17 protein-coding genes are annotated in these 20,217 nt (G+C 60.4%); 5 read left to right on the top strand and 12 right to left on the bottom strand.

Going from position 1 to position 20,217, the window contains the following annotated elements; genetic code table 11:
* Nucleotides 1-86: 86 nt before the first annotated feature.
* The 3 genes from BLO49_RS13250 to BLO49_RS13240 all read right to left on the bottom strand — a co-directional run bounded on the left by BLO49_RS13250 (nucleotide 87) and on the right by BLO49_RS13240 (nucleotide 3,191).
* The gene (locus BLO49_RS13250; protein WP_090649511.1) at nucleotides 87-1,253 is read right to left on the bottom strand and encodes an AGE family epimerase/isomerase; all 1,167 of its coding nucleotides are present in this window, start codon (nucleotides 1,251-1,253) and stop codon (nucleotides 87-89) included.
* A complete protein-coding gene (locus BLO49_RS13245; RefSeq protein ID WP_090649508.1) occupies nucleotides 1,250-2,440 on the bottom strand; it encodes a glycoside hydrolase family 130 protein in 1,191 nt (396 codons plus the stop codon). The genes BLO49_RS13250 and BLO49_RS13245 overlap by 4 nt, the downstream gene beginning before the upstream one ends.
* 91 nt (nucleotides 2,441-2,531) lie before the next feature.
* Nucleotides 2,532-3,191 (bottom strand): DNA-3-methyladenine glycosylase I, encoded by a 660-nt coding sequence (locus BLO49_RS13240; RefSeq protein WP_090649505.1) that lies wholly within the window; start codon nucleotides 3,189-3,191, stop codon nucleotides 2,532-2,534.
* Nucleotides 3,192-3,295: 104 nt separating this feature from the next.
* On the opposite strand from BLO49_RS13240, the gene BLO49_RS13235 reads away from it, so the two are divergent.
* The 3 genes from BLO49_RS13235 to BLO49_RS13225 all read left to right on the top strand — a co-directional run bounded on the left by BLO49_RS13235 (nucleotide 3,296) and on the right by BLO49_RS13225 (nucleotide 6,174).
* On the top strand, nucleotides 3,296-3,709 hold the full coding sequence (locus tag BLO49_RS13235; protein ID WP_090649503.1) for a MerC domain-containing protein: 414 nt from the start codon (nucleotides 3,296-3,298) through the stop codon (nucleotides 3,707-3,709).
* A gap of 109 nt (nucleotides 3,710-3,818) precedes the next feature.
* A complete protein-coding gene (locus BLO49_RS13230; protein ID WP_090649500.1) occupies nucleotides 3,819-4,133 on the top strand; it encodes a Dabb family protein in 315 nt (104 codons plus the stop codon).
* Nucleotides 4,134-4,191: 58 nt separating this feature from the next.
* The gene (locus BLO49_RS13225; RefSeq protein WP_090649497.1) at nucleotides 4,192-6,174 is read left to right on the top strand and encodes an ArnT family glycosyltransferase; all 1,983 of its coding nucleotides are present in this window, start codon (nucleotides 4,192-4,194) and stop codon (nucleotides 6,172-6,174) included.
* 132 nt (nucleotides 6,175-6,306) lie between these two features.
* Here BLO49_RS13225 and pstB read toward each other — a convergent pair whose 3' ends face one another.
* From pstB to BLO49_RS13200, 5 genes are all read right to left on the bottom strand, one after another.
* Nucleotides 6,307-7,119, bottom strand: coding sequence for a phosphate ABC transporter ATP-binding protein PstB (gene pstB / locus BLO49_RS13220; protein WP_090649495.1), 813 nt, complete (start codon nucleotides 7,117-7,119; stop codon nucleotides 6,307-6,309).
* 30 nt (nucleotides 7,120-7,149) lie between these two features.
* Nucleotides 7,150-8,007 (bottom strand): phosphate ABC transporter permease PstA, encoded by an 858-nt coding sequence (gene pstA / locus BLO49_RS13215; protein ID WP_090649492.1) that lies wholly within the window; start codon nucleotides 8,005-8,007, stop codon nucleotides 7,150-7,152.
* A 12-nt stretch (nucleotides 8,008-8,019) separates the two neighbouring features.
* The gene (gene pstC / locus BLO49_RS13210; RefSeq protein ID WP_090649489.1) at nucleotides 8,020-9,006 is read right to left on the bottom strand and encodes a phosphate ABC transporter permease subunit PstC; all 987 of its coding nucleotides are present in this window, start codon (nucleotides 9,004-9,006) and stop codon (nucleotides 8,020-8,022) included.
* Nucleotides 9,007-9,126: 120 nt separating this feature from the next.
* Complete coding sequence (gene pstS, locus BLO49_RS13205) at nucleotides 9,127-10,182, bottom strand: phosphate ABC transporter substrate-binding protein PstS (protein WP_090649486.1); 1,056 nt, start codon at nucleotides 10,180-10,182, stop codon at nucleotides 9,127-9,129.
* A 147-nt stretch (nucleotides 10,183-10,329) separates the two neighbouring features.
* Nucleotides 10,330-11,358 (bottom strand): porin, encoded by a 1,029-nt coding sequence (locus BLO49_RS13200; RefSeq protein ID WP_090649483.1) that lies wholly within the window; start codon nucleotides 11,356-11,358, stop codon nucleotides 10,330-10,332.
* 249 nt (nucleotides 11,359-11,607) lie between these two features.
* Between BLO49_RS13200 and msrB the strand changes: the two genes are divergently transcribed.
* Complete coding sequence (gene msrB, locus BLO49_RS13195; protein WP_090649480.1) at nucleotides 11,608-12,075, top strand: peptide-methionine (R)-S-oxide reductase MsrB; 468 nt, start codon at nucleotides 11,608-11,610, stop codon at nucleotides 12,073-12,075.
* A 9-nt stretch (nucleotides 12,076-12,084) separates the two neighbouring features.
* Nucleotides 12,085-12,687, top strand: coding sequence for a peptide-methionine (S)-S-oxide reductase MsrA (gene msrA / locus BLO49_RS13190; RefSeq protein WP_090649477.1), 603 nt, complete (start codon nucleotides 12,085-12,087; stop codon nucleotides 12,685-12,687).
* Between the two features lie 151 nt (nucleotides 12,688-12,838).
* Here the strand turns inward: msrA and galA are convergent, their stop codons facing one another.
* From galA to BLO49_RS13170, 4 genes are all read right to left on the bottom strand, one after another.
* Nucleotides 12,839-15,295: a beta-galactosidase GalA gene (galA, locus tag BLO49_RS13185; protein WP_090649474.1), complete on the bottom strand. Its 2,457-nt coding sequence runs from the start codon at nucleotides 15,293-15,295 to the stop codon at nucleotides 12,839-12,841.
* 266 nt (nucleotides 15,296-15,561) lie between these two features.
* Nucleotides 15,562-18,447 (bottom strand): TonB-dependent receptor, encoded by a 2,886-nt coding sequence (locus BLO49_RS13180; protein ID WP_090649471.1) that lies wholly within the window; start codon nucleotides 18,445-18,447, stop codon nucleotides 15,562-15,564.
* Between the two features lie 113 nt (nucleotides 18,448-18,560).
* A complete protein-coding gene (locus tag BLO49_RS13175; protein WP_090649470.1) occupies nucleotides 18,561-19,532 on the bottom strand; it encodes a FecR family protein in 972 nt (323 codons plus the stop codon).
* Complete coding sequence (locus BLO49_RS13170; RefSeq protein WP_090649466.1) at nucleotides 19,519-20,127, bottom strand: RNA polymerase sigma factor; 609 nt, start codon at nucleotides 20,125-20,127, stop codon at nucleotides 19,519-19,521. The genes BLO49_RS13175 and BLO49_RS13170 overlap by 14 nt, the downstream gene beginning before the upstream one ends.
* Nucleotides 20,128-20,217 lie beyond the last annotated feature (90 nt).

Below are 20,217 nucleotides of genomic sequence, written 5' to 3'. Positions count from 1 at the left end.
AGGGGGCAAACCCCGCCGTCAGTATGCCCCCTCCGGCCAGACAAACTGGCCACCTCCTCCGCTATCGCAGGGGAGGATCAAGGGATTTAGGTCTTCCTCAACTGGCGGGCCACTTCAATCATCGCCCGTCCGTTATGATACGGGCATTTCCATTGGCCCGCCTTATAGATCTTATCTTTTGACGCTGAGGCGGCGTACCAGGTCCATTCGGACACCCCGCCCGCGCCATATTGCGTCTTCGTATAGGCCCAGACCTTTTCGGCGGCCTCCAGCCAGTTCGCCTCGCCGGTCATCTGCCAGGCATTGACGAAACCGACCAGGGCTTCCGCCTGCTCCCACCATTCACCGTCGGGATCGGTATGGCCGTCGAAGCTCTTTTCGTAGCTGAATGCGCCGCCCTCACTCATGCCTTCGCGGCGCGCGGTCCCGGCCAGGGCCAGCACGATAGGCCGGGCGCGTTCGAGCAGGGCCTTATCGTCGAGTGCTTCTGCCGCTTCCCAGATCAGCCAACTGGCCTCGATATCGTGACCATAGGAGATCGACAGCGTCAGGTCGTTCCACGCCATATCGAAGAACAATCGCAGATGGCCATCTGGTGCAACAAAGCGATCGAGAAACACGGTGAGAATACGATACAGGGCCGCGCGCGTGTCCTCTGTCGGCGCTACCCCATGCAGCCGGCTATAGGCTTCCAGCACATGCAGGTGCGTGTTCATGGTCTTGGGCGCATCGAGGTCTTTGTCGGACAGGCGCTGATCCGCCGGCGGATTCCACGCGCGATTAAGCGCTTCGATATAGCCACCGCGTTCGGAGTCCCAGTATTTCGCCTCGATCAGGGCCTGAAGGTCGCGCGCAAAGGTGAGCGCGGCCGCATCGCCGGTGGCGTGATAATATTCGGCAAAGGCATAGACCGCAAATGCTTGGGCATAGGCCTGCTTGCGGGTGTCTTCGGGGCGGCCGTCCGCCTTCAGCAACCAGTAGAGGCCACCCTGTTCGGCATCATGGAAATAGGTCCGGATATAGTCCGCCGCACGCCGGGCCAGCCCCGCCGCACGCGCATCACCCTTTCCCGCCATGGCGCTGAAAAACCACAGCAGGCGTGTATTGAGGATGATACTTTTCGATGCCTCGGGCACCGGCCGGTCATCGGCATCGACCTCGCCGTAAAAGCCGCCGCAGTCATCGACCAGATGGCTGGCCCACCAGTCGAGTAGGCGCAGACCTTCGGCACGGGCGTCTTCGCGCAGCTTCATTTGGCCGCCGTGTAGGCAGCATTGTATGCCTCATTTTTGGCAATCAGATCGATACGCTGCTGCACGCAGGCCGCGGAGGTCAGCGGATCAGCCGGGGTGTTCTGGCAGTAATCGACCAGTTGCGCAACGGTCGAGGTCGCCACATGCAGGCGGGTGTCCGACGAGGCGTAATAGATGAAGACCTTGCCGTCCTCATCGGCGATCCAGCCGTTGGCGAAGGTGACGTTCGACACGTCACCGACACGCTCCGCTCCTTGTGGCGCTATGAAGTGCCCGCCCGGCGCATGGATGATCTTCCAGGGTTCGTCGAGCGCCGTCATGAACATGTAAAGCACATAGCGCAGGCCCGCCGCCGTATTGCGCACACCATGCGCCAGATGCAGCCAGCCTTCCGGCGTTTTGATCGGCGCCGGTCCCTGGCCGTTCTTGATCTCCTTGATGGTGTGGTAGACCTTGTTGTCGACGATCACTTCACGGTCGATCACCGCGTTTGTCATATCATCGGTCAGGCCCCAACCGATGCCGCCGCCGGAACCGACAGAGATAAAGCCATCCTGCGGGCGGGTATAGAGGGCGTACTTGCCGTCGATGAATTCGGGATGCAGCACCACATTGCGTTGCTGGCCGGAATGGGTGATCAGGTCCGGCAGGCGCTCCCAGGTGATCAGATCCTTCGTGCGGGCAATGCCGCACTGCGCCGTCGCCGCCGACAGGTCATCCGGCTGGGTCAAGTCCTTGCGCTCGGTACAGAAGAGGCCGTAAATCCAGCCGTCGGCGTGCTGCGTCAGGCGCATATCATAGACATTGGTGTCGGGATCTTCTGTCTGTGGCAGCACCACCGGTTTCGGCCAGAAGCGGAAGCCATCGATGCCCGTGGCGCTCTCGGCGACGGCGAAGAACGATTTTCGGTCATCGCCCTCGACGCGCACCATAACGATGTACTTCCCCTGCCACTTCATCGCCCCGGCGTTGAAAGTGGCGTTGATGCCCATCCGCTCCATCATGAACGGATTGGTCTCAGGGTTGAAGTCGTAACGCCATTCCAGCGGCACATGGGCGGCTGTAACAACCGGATTTTGCCAGCGCTGATAGATGCCGTTGCTGCGCGGCTGCGGGGCATTGGCTTCCGCAATCAGGGCCTCATATTCGGCGCGCAGGTCCGCCAGCCGCTGTTGCGCGTTCACCATAATCTCGTCTCCCGATGTCCGTGTTGTCCGGATTGGCGCAATAACTAAAATTGATTTATTAAATACGCAAGGTCTTACTTTGGTATCCTGCTCAGTCGATCGACCAGGCCAAAATCTGGCTGATATGGTTCAGGCCATGTCCAGTTTCAGCGCGCCATTCATCCAATATGGTCTGCAAACCGAGAAAAGCTTTTTTCGAGGTCGGCTCGCTGTCGATTACGCTCCAGTGATTCAGCGCCTTCACCACGGTCGGGGTCAGGATCAGGGCATCGACACCCATGCGCCGCATCATGCGCTGGCCGGTTATACCGCCAAGCCGTGACCCACGCGCCTTCAGTTCCAGGCACAGCTCCATATAGCGCCCGGCCGGCCAGTCCGCGAACCAGGCGCCGGCCGAGCCGTGCGTCTGGCCGATATCGGAAATGAAGCGGGCATTTTCGCCGACCGAATGGATCTTCTGCGCATTGGCCACCAGGCCCGGCGTCTTCAGCAGATGGTCGAGATCGTCGTCCGACATAAAGACCCAGCGGGTAATGTCGAAGTTTTCAAAGGCCGTTTCAAACTGCGGCCAGCGTTTGTCGATCAGATCCCAGTTGAACCCGGCCTCGAAAATGCAGCGCGTCATCTGCGACAGCCAACGGTCATCGGGAATGGCGGCGATTTCCTTTGCCGACAGGGGATTATGCAGCAGCGGCACCAGATTCCCTTTGCGTTCAACAGCCCGTTTTTCAATCTCGGCAAAGGCGATCATATCCCCTCCTCATAATTATATTTCGGGCCCACCCTTGCAAAAAGTTACAATATAACATATTTGCATGACCACGGCGTTTCCGCCGGCCCACGGTAACACTGACCATGCCTGACCTGAAGAAAAAATGGCTCGATATCGCCTCGCTGGCGCTTTCCGCCCTGTGCGTGGTGCATTGCCTGGCCCTGCCGTTCCTGGTTGTGCTGCTGCCGGTCCTGACCCCCTTTACCGGAAGCTGGGTCCATGCCGCCCTGGTGCTGACCGCCGCGCCGATCAGCCTGTGGGCCATTCGCGCCTCACACGTCTGGCGCAAATGGCAGATTTCCGCCCCCATCGTCTCCGGCCTGATCCTGCTGGCCCTCGCCGCCTTTATCCCCGCGCTCAGCGATGTGGAAGTGGCCATGAGCGTGATCGGCGCCATGCTGATCGCTGCCGGTCATACCTGCAACTATCTCTATCATCGCCCGGTTCATGTCCATGACCACGCCTGCGGCCACGCTGAAGGATTGGCCGGGGAATAACGCACCCGAACAGAAGCGTGCGGCAAATCGGCGCTTGACGGATAAGCCTCACGGTTTAAGGGAACGGGGTCGTTCGATTTGTTACGAAAAGCCTGCCTAAAGAATTGTCATGATCCGTCACATTGTTATGTTTTCCAGCCCGAATGAAGCGGATCGTGAGGCCATTTATCGCGGCCTGTCCGTCCTGACCCAGATCGAGCACGCCGCCCTGCTGGAAGTGGCCTATAACGAAAAGATCGACCAGATCGCCAACGAGATCGACGTCATCGTTTATGGCGAATTCAATACGATCGAGGACTTCCGCGCCTACAAGGCTCATCCGCTTTACGAGGAATCGATCCGCCAGGTGCGCCACCTGCGCGATGTCCGGGTCGCCGCCGATTACACCGTCTCCAGCGCCACACGCGAACGGGTCGAAGCTTAGGGGGCTTTACCCCGTTCCCTAAGGCCCGCTATAAGTCGGGACTGACTGGGGAGACCACATGGCCGAATTCTACGATCTGAATAGTGAGCGCCCGCCGCTGGCGCCGCAAAAGCCTTTCCTGGGCGATGACAAAAGCCTGATCCGCGCCACCTTCATACTGGGCGCGATCCTGCTGGCCTGGAAATTCTATGTCGCCCTGATCAGCCATGTGATCTGGGAAGAAGGCCATTTCGTCGTCTCTGGCGCCTATCTCGATCTTGGCTATCCCGATATTCCCGCCGGCTTCCCCTGGCTGGCGCGGCTGGTGACAGCGATCTTCGGCTGGCACGTCCTGCCCTTGCGGATCGTCTCGCTGATCATCGCCACGATGATGCCGTTTGCCGTCTATTTCATGGCCACGCCGCTGGTCAGTCACCGCAACGCGTTGTGGGCGGCGATGATCGCCCTGCTCCTGCCGCCCCTGTCGCTCAACGGCACAGTCTTCTATCCCGAAGGCGCACTGCAGGTGCTGATGGCCCTGATGCTCGGCTGCCTGATCCGCGCCATCCAGCAGGATCAGGTCAAGTGGTGGGTGTTGACCGGCGTCTGCGCGGCGGTGGGCCTGCTGGTGCATTTCCGTTTCCTGGCACCGGGCCTGGCTGTCGTCGTCTTCATGCTGGCCAATGCGCAGGGGCGCAAATTATGGACGAAGCCGGGCGTCTGGATCACCGCCGGCGTGGCCCTGCTGGGCCTCCTGCCCTCGCTGATCTATAATGCACTTAATGACTGGCCGGCCATCCAGTTCCATGTGCTCAACCGCCCGCAGTTCAAGCCCGATCCCGGCCGCCTGCTGAGTTATTTTGAGACCCAGTTCGCCATGGGCACCCCCGTCTTCTTCACCGCCATGGTGGTGGCCGCGAAGAACGGCCTTATCCGCGACCGCGACAAGCCGGAAAGCCTGCTGGCCTGGCAGTTTGTCGTCATCCTCGTTTTCTACGGCGTGCAGACCATCTTCAACAAGAAGATCATGCCGCACTGGCCCTTCATGGCCTTTATCCCGCTGCTGCCCTTCGTACCGGACCTGCTGGAAAACTTCATGAGCCGGGCCGTGACACAAGGCCGGCGCTATATGCGCATGGCTGTGATCGCCACGGCGCCGCTGATGGCCCTGGCGGTCGGCATCGCCGGAACCGCCTATCAGTGGGCCTTCGTCCATTCGGCAGAACTGCCCTATGCGCTGCGCGAGCATAACATCCTCAAGAACGAGAACTGGTCGCTTCTGGAGCCCGATATCGCCGCCGCAGATGCCCGCGCGAAGGAACGTTTCGGTCCGGACGTGGCCTGGGCCGCCAATAGCCATATGAGCGCCGTCCATATGGAATTTCCCGGATCAGGCGACAGCCATCGCCGCTTCTATACGCTCGACGATCCGAACGATGAACTGACGCGCTTCGTGGTGGCGCGGCACAAATGGGGGCTGGATATGTCGGCCCTTCTGCAAAAGCAGGCCGGCAAGGGCGTGATGCTGGCCATGCTGGAGCCGTCCTATATCTATCATGAGGCTGACAAGGTGGCGATGTATACCAAGCTTTGCCAGAATTTCGAGGACATCGAGCCATTCCGCATCGTGGCCCTGCCGCCCTACAAGATGGCCGTCGATTTCTACACAGCGCGCGTGCGCACCCATCCGCTGACCGATATTTCCGGCGCACCATGCGCCTTCTTCCCACCGGCCTATATCGCCCATCCGGAACGCGGGGAATTCCTCAGCCGCGACGATACCGGCAATTATCACGGCGCCGCGGCTGATCCGATGGGCGTCACCGCGGTTGATGTGCTGCTGGATGGCAAGGTGGTGACACGGGCGCGCTATGGTCTCGATCCGGAGGCATTCCGCGTACCTGACATGCTGAAATACGATCCCAACTGGCCGAAGCTGCAATATGATTTCAAATTCCCGGCCGGCTCGCTGACATCGGGCGAACACAAGCTGAGCATCCGCGCAACGCGCACTGACGGCACGACCTTCGACAGTGACGCGCGGACGCTGTATGTACACTGACTTATGGGGTTTGGGGCCCGCGGCCCTAAGTCTTCTCTCTTTCCAAAGAAAAACCCGGCCTTTAAAAGGCCGGGTTTTTCTTTGGAATAAGGCAAGGTTTGTGGGGGCACAGCCCCCACGCCCAGGAAATCATCACCCGAAGCGACCACCGATATAATCGCCAGTCTTGTCGACCTTCGGTTTGACGAACAGTTCCTCGGTCGGGCCGAACTCGACCATCTTGCCGAGGAACATGAAACCCGTATAGTTCGACAGGCGCGCCGCCTGTTGCAGGTTGTGCGTCACGATGACGATCGTGTAGTCGCTCTTCAGCTCTTCCAGCGTGTCTTCCAGCTTGGCGGTCGAGATCGGATCGAGCGCCGAGGCCGGCTCATCGAGCAGCAGGATTTCCGGATTGACCGCGATGCCGCGCGCCACGCAGAGACGCTGCTGCTGACCGCCGGAAAGCCCCAGGCCGGACTTGTGCAGCTTGTCCTTCACTTCGTCCCACAGCGCCGCCTTGCGCAGCGAACTTTCCACCAGTTCATCCAGTTCCGCCTTCGACTTCGAACTGTGCAGGCGCACACCGAAGGCGACATTGTCGTAGATCGACATCGGGAACGGGGTCGGCTTCTGGAAGACCATACCGATACGGGCACGCAGGGCGGCCACGTCCACCTTGGGGCCGATCAGGTTTTCACCTTCAAACAGGATCTCGCCCTCGGCGCGCTGGCCGGGATAGAGATCATAGATGCGGTTGATCGTGCGCAGCAGGGTCGATTTCCCGCAGCCCGACGGCCCGATCAGGGCGGTGATGGCGTTCTTCTTCACCGGCAGATCGACACCGAACAGCGCCTGATGCTGGCCATAGAAGAAGTTCAGCTTCCTGATTTCAAGCACCAGGCTGCCTTCGGGCGGCGGAACGATGACGCTTTTGAAATCCGGGGAGGTCGTGTCGGTTGTCATGACTGTTCTCAGTTGATGAGCAATAAGGGATTAATGGCCGGCATTCTTTTCGCGCGCGAGCCAGCGGCCAAGAATATTGACCCCCAGCACGGCGACAGCGACCAGAAGCGCACCAGCCCAGGCCAGCTTGTTGAGGTCTTCATAGGGCGTCAGCGCGAAGTTGAACATGGTGACCGGCAGGCTGGCCATCGGCTGGCTCAGATTGCCGTTGTAGAACTGGTTGCCCAGGGCCGTGAACAGCAGCGGCGCGGTCTCGCCGGAGATACGGGCAAAGCCCAGCAGACCACCGGTGAGCAGACCGGATCCCGCCGCCTTCCAGATGATCGAGCGGATGGTAGTGAACTGCGAGGCGCCCAGCGCCATGCCGGCTTCGCGCAGGGCATTGGGTTGCAGATTAAGGATATCCTCGGTCGTCCGCGTCACGATCGGCGTGGCCAGGATGGCAAGTGAGATGGCACCTGCCCAGCCGGAGAAATGGCCCAGTGACAGCGGGTTGCTCTTGAACACCAGCAGTTCGTAGACGAACAGGCCGATCAGGATGGAGGGCGCCGACAGTAGCACGTCGTTCAGAAAGCGGACGATATGGCCGTAGGTGGTGTCGCCGCCGATTTCAGCCAGCCAGGTGCCGGCCAGGATGCCGACTACCACGGCGATGATCATGCCGACGCCGCACATCAGGATGGAGCCCACGATGGCGTTGCGCAGGCCGCCTTCTGAACCGGCCGCCGGCGTATCCATGGTGAAGATTTTCGGGTTCATCCCACCGATACCCTGTGAAAACAGCGACCACAGGATGAGTGCCAGGGCGCCCAGAGCGATAGCCGTGCCGATGACGCACAGCCCGATAAAGACATAGTTGGCGAGTTTACGACGAAGCGCGCGATCCATTTTTGCCTCTCCTTAGTAACGCTGGGTGGACAGGAGCCAGCGCGCAATCGCCAGCACGGTAAAGGTGATCAGGAAGAGGATCAGGCCAAGCGCCACCAGGGCCGAGGTATGCAGGTCGGAGGTTGCTTCGGCAAATTCGTTGGCGATGGTGGAAGCGATGGTCGAGGATGAGTCGAACAGCGACTTGGGGAAACGGTGTGAATTACCGATGATGAAGGTGACGGCCATGGTCTCGCCGAGCGCGCGGCCGAGGCCCAGCATGATCACGCCGATCATACCCTGCTTTACGTAAGGAATGATGACCGAGGTGGTGACTTCAAATGGTGTGGCGCCGACACCGAAGGCCGCTTCGCGCACCTGCGCGGGAATGGAGCGGAACAGTTCACGGAATACCGAAGCCATGTAGGGCAGCACCATGATGGCCAGGATGATCGAGGCGGTGAAGAGATTGGCACCATTGGGGATCCCGGCCACCAGCTTGGCGCCCCACGAGGTCGGATCCTGCGAGGCCGCGACCATCAGTGGCATCTGGATGGTCTTCGCAAACCACGGAGCGAAAACGAACAGGCCCCACATGCCGTAGACGATCGAGGGGATGCCGGCCAGAAGCTCGACCGCCGTCGACAGGGGCTGGGCCAGCGCCCGCGGGCAGAACTGCGTGAGGAAAACCGCGACGCCGATGGCGATCGGTAAGGCGAACAGCAGGGCCAGGAAGGAGGAGACGATCGTGCCTACGATCGGCGCCGTGGCGCTATAGACATCGGTGACCGGGTTCCATGGCGTATCGATGCAGAAATGACCACCGTGACCGGCCGGACAATCCTTAAACTTCAGAAAGAATTCCAGGCCGAAGGTCGAAAGCGCCGGCCAGCCGCCATAGACCAGAGAGGCGATCAGCCCGCCCAGAACCACCAGCAGCAGGGTGGCGGCGCCGAACGACACCCAGCGAAAGATCGGATCGGTAGGGTCGAAGCGGGGCGACTTGGTTTCAGCAGACATAAATCTCGTCCTGGTTCATCTTCGGGATGCAGCTATAAGGGCTGCGGAGAGCAGAAACAAGAGAAGGCGAGGCATGGCCTTTCAGGTCATCCTCGCCTTCCTTGTCAGGCAGTCCTGATCTTACTTGTTCGGCGAGTTGTAAACAGCAGCGCCGTTCGCTTTAATGTTGGCGGACCATTGCTTGCGGATCATCGACTTCACCGTGGCCGGCAGCGGCACATAGTACAGTTCATTGGCGTTGAAGTCGCCGGTCTTATAGGCATAGTCGAAGAACTTCAGCACTTCGGCGGCCTTGGCGGCATTGGCCTGTTCCTTATACATCAGGATGAAGGTAGCGCCGGTGATCGGCCAGGCATTGGCGCCCGGCTGGTTCAGGATCAGCACGTAGTTGCCGGGGGCGTGAGCCCAGTCGGCGCCGGCGGTCGCGGCCTTGAAGTTTGCGGCGGTCGGCATCGGCCAGGTGGCGTCCTTGGAGGCGACCAGTGCGTAGGCAATGCCGGTCTTCATGACGTAGGCGTATTCGACGTAACCGATCGAGCCGGCCGTCTGGCGAACGAGGGCGGCGACACCGTCGTTACCCTTGCCGCCGACACCGGCGGGCCATTCAACGGCGTCAGAGGCACCGACGTTCTGCTTCCATTCCGGCGAAGCGATGCCAAGATAGGAGGTGAACAGGAAGGTGGTGCCGGAGCCATCCGAACGGTGAACGACGGTGATCGGCAGGGCCGGCAGGTTCAGGCCGGCGTTCCACTTGGTGATGGCCGGATCGTTCCAGGTGGTGATCTTGCCGAGGAAGATATCGGCCAGGACAGCGCCCGGCAGCTTCAGCTTGCCGGTGGGGACGCCCGGAATGTTGATGGCCGGCACAACGCCGCCGACAACGGTCGGGAACTGATACAGGCCGGACGCGTCCAGTTCATCCGGGGTCAGCGGCTTGTCGGAGGCGCCGAAATCGACGGTCTTCGCCTTGATCTGCTTGATGCCGCCGCCGGAACCGATGGCCTGATAGTTCAGCGCGATGCCAGTCGAGCGCTTGTAACCTTCAGCCCACTTGGCGTAGAGCGGGGCCGGGAAGGTGGCGCCGGCGCCGGAAATCGAATCGGCAGCCATGGCAGCCGAACCGACCGAAGCGGTCATCACGGCAGCGGCGAGGGCCACTTTCAGAAACTTGAACATGCGTATCTCCTTGGGAAGGGATGTTTTGCGGGCTGTCCGGATGCTCTATCGCGTTATTACGACAGTTTTGTTACAGCGCGCGGAATTTAAAAAGACAACCGAATGCAAAAGCGGGCCGTGATCACTCAGCGGCCCGCCCGGCAATTCCTAGTAACGAACCTCGGTCCAGATACCGATTTCGTTGGATTCGGTCTTGTGACCGATCGAGGTGATCTCGTCGTGCTTGGCGACGGCGGCGAACTGGATGCCCTTGTAAGCGGTGAAGTTGATGCCGAGGTTGTAGTACTTGTCCTTCTTGGACGGCGAGAGCGTCTTCGAGGGCTTCACTTCTTCGGCGCGGGCGAACACGGTATAGACCGGGGTCAGGCGGTAGGAACCGAAGACCGACACGCCGTCAGCCTTGTCGTCAACACTGGCCGGGCTCTTGACCAGGGCGGCCGAGTAGTCGTTGGCCGAGAAATATTCGACGCCGAAACGGCTGCGGTCGCCGATATAGGCGGCCAGGGCGTTGAAGCGGGTGGCAGTGTTCGGCGTGGCGGCGCCGCCGGCGACTTCCTGACCGAGCTTGCCGGTGTAACCACCGATGGCGAAATTCAGCGTGTCGAACTTGGCGCTCAGGCGGCCTTCAAAGTCCATGCTCTTCGAGCGGCTGGGGTTCTTGTAGCCGGAGCCGTTGATGGCGGCGACAGCGTAGGAGAAGTTGCTGTTCAGCTTGCCGGCAGCGTGCAGGCCCCAGTCCGAAGAGGTGGCGAACTTGGTACGGTCGGCAACGGTGTTTTCAACAAAGCGGAAGCCGTACATGTCTTCGGCGTAAGGCACCCAGGGCAGGTCCGTGGCGCCGACGCGCACGACCAGGGCGTCGGAGAACTTCGCCTGGACGTAAGCCTTCTTCAGGTAGATTTCGGTCGAGCTGATGGCCGAGCTGTACTGGAAGTCGGTCGTCACATTGGCCGAGAACATGTCGGAGAACTTGTGGTCGATGCCGATATACAGGCGCTTGATATCGAAGCCCGTGCCCGTCGGGGCGGCTTCGACGCCATCGACCTTATTGTCGATATTGGTGAAGTCGGCATACATACGGCCGGAGATGGTCGTATCCTGGGCCGAGGCGCCCGAAGCAATGGCGGCCAGCGCGATGGCGGCGACGGCCGTGCCGATGACGAGGGATTTTTTCATGGTGAAATTACCTTGTGCGTGTGCTTGTAATTTTTTGAACCCCGAACAGCCAGGGCCACGCACGGCGCAATAGGCGCGCTTCATGACAGTCGCGTGTAACTGATTTGACACTTATGTGACGACGGTCTTTATGAGGTCTTTACAAACCGGATAGGCACGGGGTGCGTTATAATGGCCACAGTTTCCGGCCTGTAACCCGATGCGGATTTTGAGCGTATAAGTCAGGGTAAGCCTTTTACGGAGTCTCCTATGTTACGCCGTCACTTTCTCTCCCTGGCCGGAATGGGCGCGCTTATGGCCGCCTGTTCGCAAAGCGAGGCCGAAACCGTCGCGCCGCTGAAACTCAGCGATGCCGAGTGGAAGAAGCGCCTCCCGCCTGCCGCCTATAATGTGCTGCGCCATGAGGCGACCGAGCGGCCATTCACCAGTCCGCTGCTCAATGAACACCGCAAAGGCATCTTCGCCTGTCTGGGCTGCGACCTGCCTTTGTTTGATTCTGACACCAAGTATGATTCGGGCACCGGCTGGCCGAGCTTCTTCCGCGCCATCCCCGGCCATCTGCAAACCAAGACCGACTTCGCCATCGGCATTCCGCGCACCGAATATCACTGCGCGCGCTGCGGCGGCCATCACGGCCACCTGTTTGATGACGGCCCCGCCCCCACCGGCAAACGCTATTGCAGCAATGGCGTAGCCCTCAAGTTTATTCCGGCATAGGAGATCAGCATGCTGAGACGACTTTTTGTGACAAGCCTGCTGGCCTTCAGTTTCGCCGGCAATGCCTTGGCGGCTGACGCACAGGTGGCCGTTTTCGCCGGCGGCTGTTTCTGGAGCACCCAGAAAGCCTTCGACCATGTAAAGGGCGTGACCAATACCCGCGCGGGCTTTATGGGGGGCTCGGTAAAAAATCCCTCTTACGAGGACGTGGTCAGCGGCCGCACCGGCCATGTCGAGGCCGTGGAAGTGACCTATGACCCCGACCAGGTCAGCTACCAGCAATTGCTCGATACCTACTGGCACTCGACCGACCCGACGACGAAGGCGCGCGTCATCTGCGATGGCGGCGACAATTACCGCACGGCCATCTTCACCTTTTCGGATGCGCAATATAATGCGGCCGTGGCCTCGAAACAGGCGGTCGGCCGGCAACTGAACAAGCCGATCTATACGCTGATCGTCAAATCGACCAATACCGGTCTGCCCTTCTATCCGGCAGAGGACTATCACCAGCACTACTGGCAGACCCACGCCGCGCACTATAACGCCTATTATGTCGGCTGCGGTCGCGGTCCGGCGTTGAAGAAGCTGTGGGGTGATCAGGCGGGGTGATTGCCGCCGGTTGTTACCCCTCCGTCTCGACGCGCTGCGCTTGCTCGCCACCTCCCCTCCAAGAGGGGAGGAGCCATTAAAAAATCCTCCCCTCTTGGAGGGGAGGTGGCGCGGCGTAAGTCCGCGACGGAGGGGTAATTGACGACGACTGTTAAGCCGACTTCAGCATGACCTTACCGCCGGCTAACCCATCCGCCGTGGCAGTGACGGTGATGCCGCCCGCCCCCGTCACCTGCACGATAGCGCAACACAGGCCATTGAACGCCTTGCGCTCGGACGCCTTGTCGGCTTCGTGACTGTTCGGGTTACCATTGCCGACGCCGATGACCGCGCCCGGACCGGACACAGCAAACTTGATCAGGTTATCCGCCCTCGGCACCGGACGCCCCCTGGCGTCAAAGACCTCGGCCCTGATCACCGTGCAATCCATGCCGTCATTGGCAAGCGCTGTGCGATCGGTGGTCAGGACGATCTTCGCCGGCACACCCGCCGTCTCACGCTTGTCTTTCAGGATAACCTTGCCGGCTTTATAGGCGAAGGCTTCGATCCTGCCCGGCTGGTAAGGCACAGTCCATTCGACGTGGAAATCCTTTGTGACGGTTTTGCGACCGGCCGACTTGCCGTTGACGAACAGTTCGACCTCATCGGCATTGCTGTGCGCCCAGACGGAAATGTCCTTGCCTTCCCGGCCCTCCCAATTCCAGTGCGGGAAGAGGTGCAGCAGCGGCTCCGGCCGCCACCAGGCGCGGTAATAATAGTAGTTGTCCTTCGGGAAGCCGCAGGTATCAAGCGCACCGAACTGCGATGAAATCGACGGCCATTCGCTGTAGGGCGTCGGCTCGCCGCGATAATCAAAGCCGGTCCAGATAAAGCCACCCGCGATATAGGGCTTGGCATCGAAATGCGGCCACCAGCCCTCGGCCGTGGTCGCCCACCACGGCGCGGCGGTATCATAGGCCGGCACGATATGGGCGGCGTCATTCTTCACATATTCGCCTCGTGTCGAAACCGTCGAGGCGGTTTCCGTGCCGATAATCGGCTTGTCGGGGAACTTGTCGTGGAAGCCGTCGATCAACTGATCGCGGTAGTTGAAACCGATGACATCGATCACCTCGGTAATGCCCTCGCCGTAACCGTTATCCATCGCCGCCGTGATCAGGCGGGTCGGGTCCAGGTCATTGCACAGGCGCTTCATGGTGCGGGCGATATGGGCGCCGCGTTCGGTGCCCTGCTGCGGTTCCTCATTGCCGATCGACCACAGGATGACCGAGGGGTGATTGCGATCGCGCTTGATCAGGGTTTCAAGCTGCGCCAGCCCTTCCGGCGAGGAGGTCATCATGCGCGTTTCGTCGATGACCAGAATGCCCATCTCGTCGCACAGGTCGAGCAGTTCCGGCGTCGGCGGATTGTGCGAGGCGCGATAGGCGTTGCAGCCCATGTCTTTCAGTTGCTGCAACCGCCAGCGTTGCAGGGCATCGGGAATGGCGGCACCGACACCGGCATGGTCCTGGTGATTGCAGGTGCCCTTCAGTTTGACGGATTGGCCATTGAGGAAGAAGCCGCTCTCGGCGTCGAAGCGGATATCGCGGAAGCCGAAGCGGGTAGTGACGGAATCCCGCAATTGATTTTCAGCAAAAATTTGAATGCTTAAATTATACAGGTACGGATCTTCAAGGGACCAAAGGTGCGGTGAAGTGACTTTCAGAGATTGACGTATTTCTACAGATTCCCAAGGTACAAGATGCAAATTTTTGGCAGGATGAATAGTGTTTGGTGATGACGTAATCGGCAGAATCATAACGTCCTGAGCCTGATCACTATCATTCCGCACCGTCGTAATGACCTCTACCGTGCCGTCTGCCTTTGCTCTAATGCAGACACCATATTGCGGGATATGCACCGGATCGGTCTTCACCAGCCAGACATGGCGGTAGATGCCCGCACCTTCATAGAACCAGCCCTCGCCCAGTGAGGCATCGACGCGCACCAGCACCGTATTGGGTGTGTTGTCCGTATTGAGGAAGTCGTTCAGCTCGACGCGGAAGGGCGTATAGCCGCTGTCATTGCGCTTCACGATATAGCCGTTGATCACCACCATGGCGTCGCGGAAGACACCGTCGAATTCCAGCGAAATGCGCTTGCCTTTATCGGCGGCATCGAGCGTGAAGACTTTCCGATACCAGCCAACGCTGGTTTCCGGATAGTCGCGCCCAAGCGGCTTGTAGCCATGATTGGCGGCCGGGTCCCAGACCGCGCCATGATCATCGGGCTTAAGGGGTGTTTTCGGCTCTTTATGAACGAACGGCAGTTCCACCGCCCAGTCGTGCGGCAGGGTGACGGGCCGCCACTGAGAGTCATCGTAATCCGCCTTGGCCACCGGTGTAGCGTCCGGTCCCTGCTTGGCATAGGTGCGCTGGTCGGCCCCATAGCCGAAATCCTTTTCCGCGTCGTAGAGGTGACCAAAGGCAAACCGCCAGCCGGTATCGAAGCGCGTGCGGCGATCGTCTTGTCTGATCGTTTCGGTCTGCGCCTGCGATGTACTTGCCTGAACGGCGACGAAGGTGGCGGCGGTGCCTGCCAGCAGATGGCGGCGGTTCAGGTCAAGCATGACGGCGGTTCCTCTTAGGTTTGCAGATACAATGATGGCCAGCCCCTGATGAGGTCAAGGGCTGGCCATGGGAATTGAATTTAAGAAAGCAAGAAACCCCACCACCGCATCTAGCGCTATCGCGCTTCGTGCGGTCCCCCTCCCCACCATAGGTGGGGAGGTACAAGCTAGGTGCTTCCTTTCTTATGCCTCCCCGACTTGTTCGGGGAGGGGGACCGCGCCCATTCTTCATGGGCGTGGTGGTGGGGTTTCTTACTTAACGCCCTTTAGTACTTCAGCGTAAAGTCGAGCAGGTAGCGCTTGCCATAAAGGTCATAGCGGCCCAGACGGTCCTTTACGTTGTCGTTATAGGTGCGCAGCGGCGTATCCAGCAGGTTGTTGGCCTGGAAGCGGACCTGGACGATCGGGTTGATCTGGTAGCTGATCGAGAAATCCATGGTCGTTTCCGGACGGACGCGGATCAGTTGCGCATCATTCCAGCCATAGATGGCCGTGTAGGTGTCGTGATACTTGGTGCCCAGGCGCGCATCGATGCCGTGATCGGAGTACCAGAAATCCAGCGTCCCGGTGTTCTTGGCCAGGCCATTCAGCGGCAGCCCCGCCGACATTTCCGTCAGGTCGGAATCGACATAGGCATAGTTGGAATAGATGCCGAAGTGGTCAAGACCGATAAAGCCGAACGATGACTGGTAGGTCAGTTCCACGCCATCGATACGGCCGCCCTTGTCAGAGTTGACCGGCGAGGTCAGGGTATAGACATTGCCGTCGATCGTTTCCTGACGCGACGCGTAGCCGACAAAGTTATCGACCTGCTTGTGATAGACGCTGACCGCAAACAGGGCGTCCTTGTTGAAGTAGTTCTCGTAAGAGATATCCAGTTGCGTGGCCTCGAACGGCTTCAGATACGGATTGCCCGAAGAGCCGGTATAGGGCGCGCTGGAGGATATCTGGCGGGTAATGATCATGTCGTTCAGCGGCGGACGCGAGATCACCTTGGCGGCCGAAAGCTTCAGGTACTGGCCATTGCCGAAATCGAGACGCGCCGTGGCCGAGGGCAGAACCTTGGAATAGCTGGCGCCGCCGGTGACCGGTGTGGTGACCATGGTCTGTACCCAGTTGCCGGGCGTGGCTTCATACCAGGCACCGGCGACGGTCGAGGTGCCGGCCGAGGTGGCATCGACATCGACGACGCGGACGCCGATATTGCCATCCACCGGAATGCCGCCGATCGTGGTGGCATAGGTGCCTTCGAGATAGGCTTCGGAGACCTTTTCCTTGACCCGGTCGGTGATCGGCGTGGTCTTCGGATCGATGTCGAACGAGGTGCCGTAGAGATGCGTCGCCAGGGCGCCGAAATCACCGGTCAGGATGGTCGGGATATTGAAGTTCTTGAAGCTGTAGCCCGACAGCAGATAATCCGGCACGGCGCCGATAATCGGCGAGACCGTGCTGTTCAGCGAGCCCAGCGCCTTGGTGCGGTCCGAGGCGCGTACCCCGAACAGGATGCTCTTGAAAAAGCCGCTGTCGAGGTGACGCTCGAAATCGAGATGCACGGCGCCCAGTTCATCGGTAACGGCGCCCAGCGAGGTCTGGCCGGTCTGCGCGGTCTGGGTGTTATCTTCCGGCGCAGAGGAAACGGTGATGACCGGCTTGTCGCGGAAATCATAGGTCATCAGGCTGGGCCAGTAGGCGAGTTCGTTGGCGGCCCACAGGTTATAGCGCTGCGCCTTGGAATAGGAGGCATCGGCCGACACCGTCCAGTGCTCGCTGGTCCACTTGCCGTTCAGGCCCTGGACGATGAGGGTCTTGTCCTCGGTATAGCGCGCCACGACCGACTTATCGCCGGCCCAGGCGACGCTTGCCGCCACCACATCGCCATTGCTGTTGATGACCGGCGCCTGACCGGACGCCGTGGCGCCGTCGGTATAGTTGCCATAATTGCCGCCGTCCCAGTTGCCCCAGGCGCCATCGCCATACCAGGCCTGGTCCTGCAATTCGTGGATCTTGATGTCGGAATAGAGCAGGTCATAGCTGAGCTGGAAATTATCGGTCGGCTTGAACTGCAAACCGAGCGAAGCCCCGAAGCGCGATTCCTTCAGGCGCTTCGCCTCGGCCTGCGCCCCCCAGGGCGTATTATATTTGGTGGCGTCGCCGGCCACGACCGGACCGTTATCGGCGCCGGAATTATAGCCCCAGCCCTGCACGGATTCGTAGCCGTTCTTCTGGACCTGCGAGGTCAGGCCGAGAACCGCCGCGAAGCTGTTCGAGAAGCGATGGACGAAAGAGGCCGAGGCGCGATAGCCCAGGCCGTCATAGTTCGGGAAGGCAGATCCGCCATCATAATAGACCGGGCCGGCGCGCAGCACGAAGGACGGCCCCTTGTAATCGAGCGGACGGATGGTTTGCAGGTCGACCGTGCCGGAAATGCCGCCGGAGATCAGCCTGGCTTCCGAAGATTTGTAGACCGCCGCACCGGAGACAACTTCCGACGGATAGACTTCCCAGCGTACATTGCGGTCGGGCTCCGATGAGGCGACTTCGCGGCCATTGACCGTGCCCAGCACCATGCGGGCGCCCAGGCCCCGGATCGATGCCTGGCTGTCATTGCCGCGGTCGCGCGTGGCGGTGATGCCCGGCAGGCGGTTCAGCGTCTCGGCGATGGTGACATCCGGCAGGGCGCCGATATCCTTCGAGGAAATGGCTTCGACAATGCCGGTATTGCGGCGCTTGACATCGAGGGCATCGCGCAACGACTTACGCACGCCGACCACGACCACTTCCTGCGGATCGGCCGGGGCTTCGGCGGCGGCCTCGCTGGCCACGGCATCGGCAGCGGCGGCGCGTACGATCACGGCGGAGGCGCCATCATTGGTCTTCACGGCCAGGCCGGTATTGGCGACGAGTTGGCTCAGCGCCGCATCGTTGCTCAGGCTGCCAGAAACCGCATTGGTGCGGATGCCCTGCAGATCGGCGGCCGTGGCCAGCACCTGCAGGCCGGATTGTTTGACAAAGGCCGGTATACCGGTGGCGGCGTCCTGCGCCGGAATGTTGAAAGTCTTTGTTTGGGCGGCGGCCGGATGCGCCACCATGACGACCGCGGCGACCGAGCCCATAAGCGCCGCGCGGAAGGCGGCATTATTCCAATGTGACATATGATGTTCCCTGACTACTTTGTGCTTGCATCTTGTTGTCGAGGCGCATTTTTTCGCGCCTTCTGAAACCAAGATGTCCGGCTGGTTTTTTTCCGCCGAATTGTACGACTTTTTTATAAGGAAGCGCTGGCTGTGCCAATTATGATACGGTCGTCGGTCTCGCTGACCGGCACATTGAGCGCCGTCTGCACGGCGCGGGCAAAGGTTTCCGGCTGATCGACATGGAAGCCACCCACCAGTTTCTGCTCACCCAGGGCTGGATCAGCAATGACGATCCGGCGGCTGTTATAGCGGTTGAATTCGGCCACCGCCTCGGCCAGGGTTTCGGAATTGAGGACGATCTCGCGCTCCCGCCAGGCCAGCCGGCGCTCGACCTCTTCGGGGCGGTAGGTCACTTCGACCGTTTCCGCCTTCACCGGCACGAAGGCTTCATGGCCGGCCGTCAGCGTGACGCGCTTATTCTTGTCATTGACGTTCCATGCCTCGACCGTGCCTTCGGTGACCAGCACATCGGCGCCGCCCTCGCGCCGGCGCACACTGAAGGCCGTGCCGACCGCGCGCACGCGGATATCACCAGCGGAGACGACAAACGGCACCGCTGGATTCTTCGTCACCTCGAACCAGGCTTCGCCCTTCACCAGGGCGACATGGCGGATCTGCGGTGTCATATCGACATCGATCTGGCTGTCGGTGTTGACAGAGGCGATCGAGCGATCCTTGAGGGGGATACTGCGCAATTCGCCGACACCGGTGGCAACACTTAAGCGATTGGCCAGCACATAGCCTACCGCCACCGCGCCCGTCAGCGATGCCGCCACCGCCCCGCCCATGACATAGCGGCGGCTGACGGAAGCGCGATGCCGCTTCAGCTTTTCCGCCAGCGCCCGGCGGGCCAGCAGGGTGTCGCCATGCGTGAGAACCTCGGCGCGATCGAGCATTGTCCAGGCTGCCTCAGCGCGCAGATAGGCGCCCTGGTGGCGCGGGTCCGCATCATGCCAGGCGTCAAATTCCGCCCTCACATCGGCACCGACCTCATGACTCAACCGGGCGACCCAACGCGTCGCTTCTTCATCAATCCGCGACATAAATCCTCTTGTGTCCGGCATTGGCTTTAAGCGCCGTCACCACACCCGATCCGGCATCCGCCATATGGCGCAGGATGAGGCCCAGCCCTTTGGCCGTTTCCTTCTCGACAATATTCTCGCTGAGACGCAGCGCTTTCGCCGTTTCGGCCTGGGAGAGACCATGCACCTTGCGCAGTTCAAACACCTGGCGGCAGCGCTCTGGCAGCCCTTCGATCAGGCCCAGCACCCGGACCAGTTCGGCGCGCGACGAGGCGGCGCTTTCCGGGTTCGGTCCCAGATCGGCCACGCCCAGTTCATCGAGATTCTGCACGGTCATGATCGACACCACCTTGCTGCGCCGCACCTGCTCCAGAAGGACGTTGCGCGCGCAGCGGAAGAGATAGGCGCGCGGATCCTCGATATGATCGAAGCGCTCAAGCCGCAACAGGCGGCAATAAACGTCCTGGACGATATCATCAAGTTCATGCGCCTTCACACCCAGTCGCAACAGCCAATGACGCAGATCCGCCTCATGCGGTAATATCTGCGCGCCCACAAAAGCCAGCAACGTTTTACGCGCTTCCCCAGATGGCCCCGTATGTACGATGTTTGACATCGGAATTTCCGCCGCTCCCCGTGTGTTTTTATCCGCCGTTTTAAGGCTTTTACGGATTTATAACACAATAACGACGATCTTCCAGATAAT

Source organism: Asticcacaulis taihuensis, assembly GCF_900100255.1.
Taxonomy (GTDB): Bacteria; Pseudomonadota; Alphaproteobacteria; order Caulobacterales; family Caulobacteraceae; genus Asticcacaulis; species Asticcacaulis taihuensis.
The sequence above is the reverse complement of the archived record's forward strand: the minus strand, read 5'-3'. Positions and strand labels throughout refer to the sequence as shown.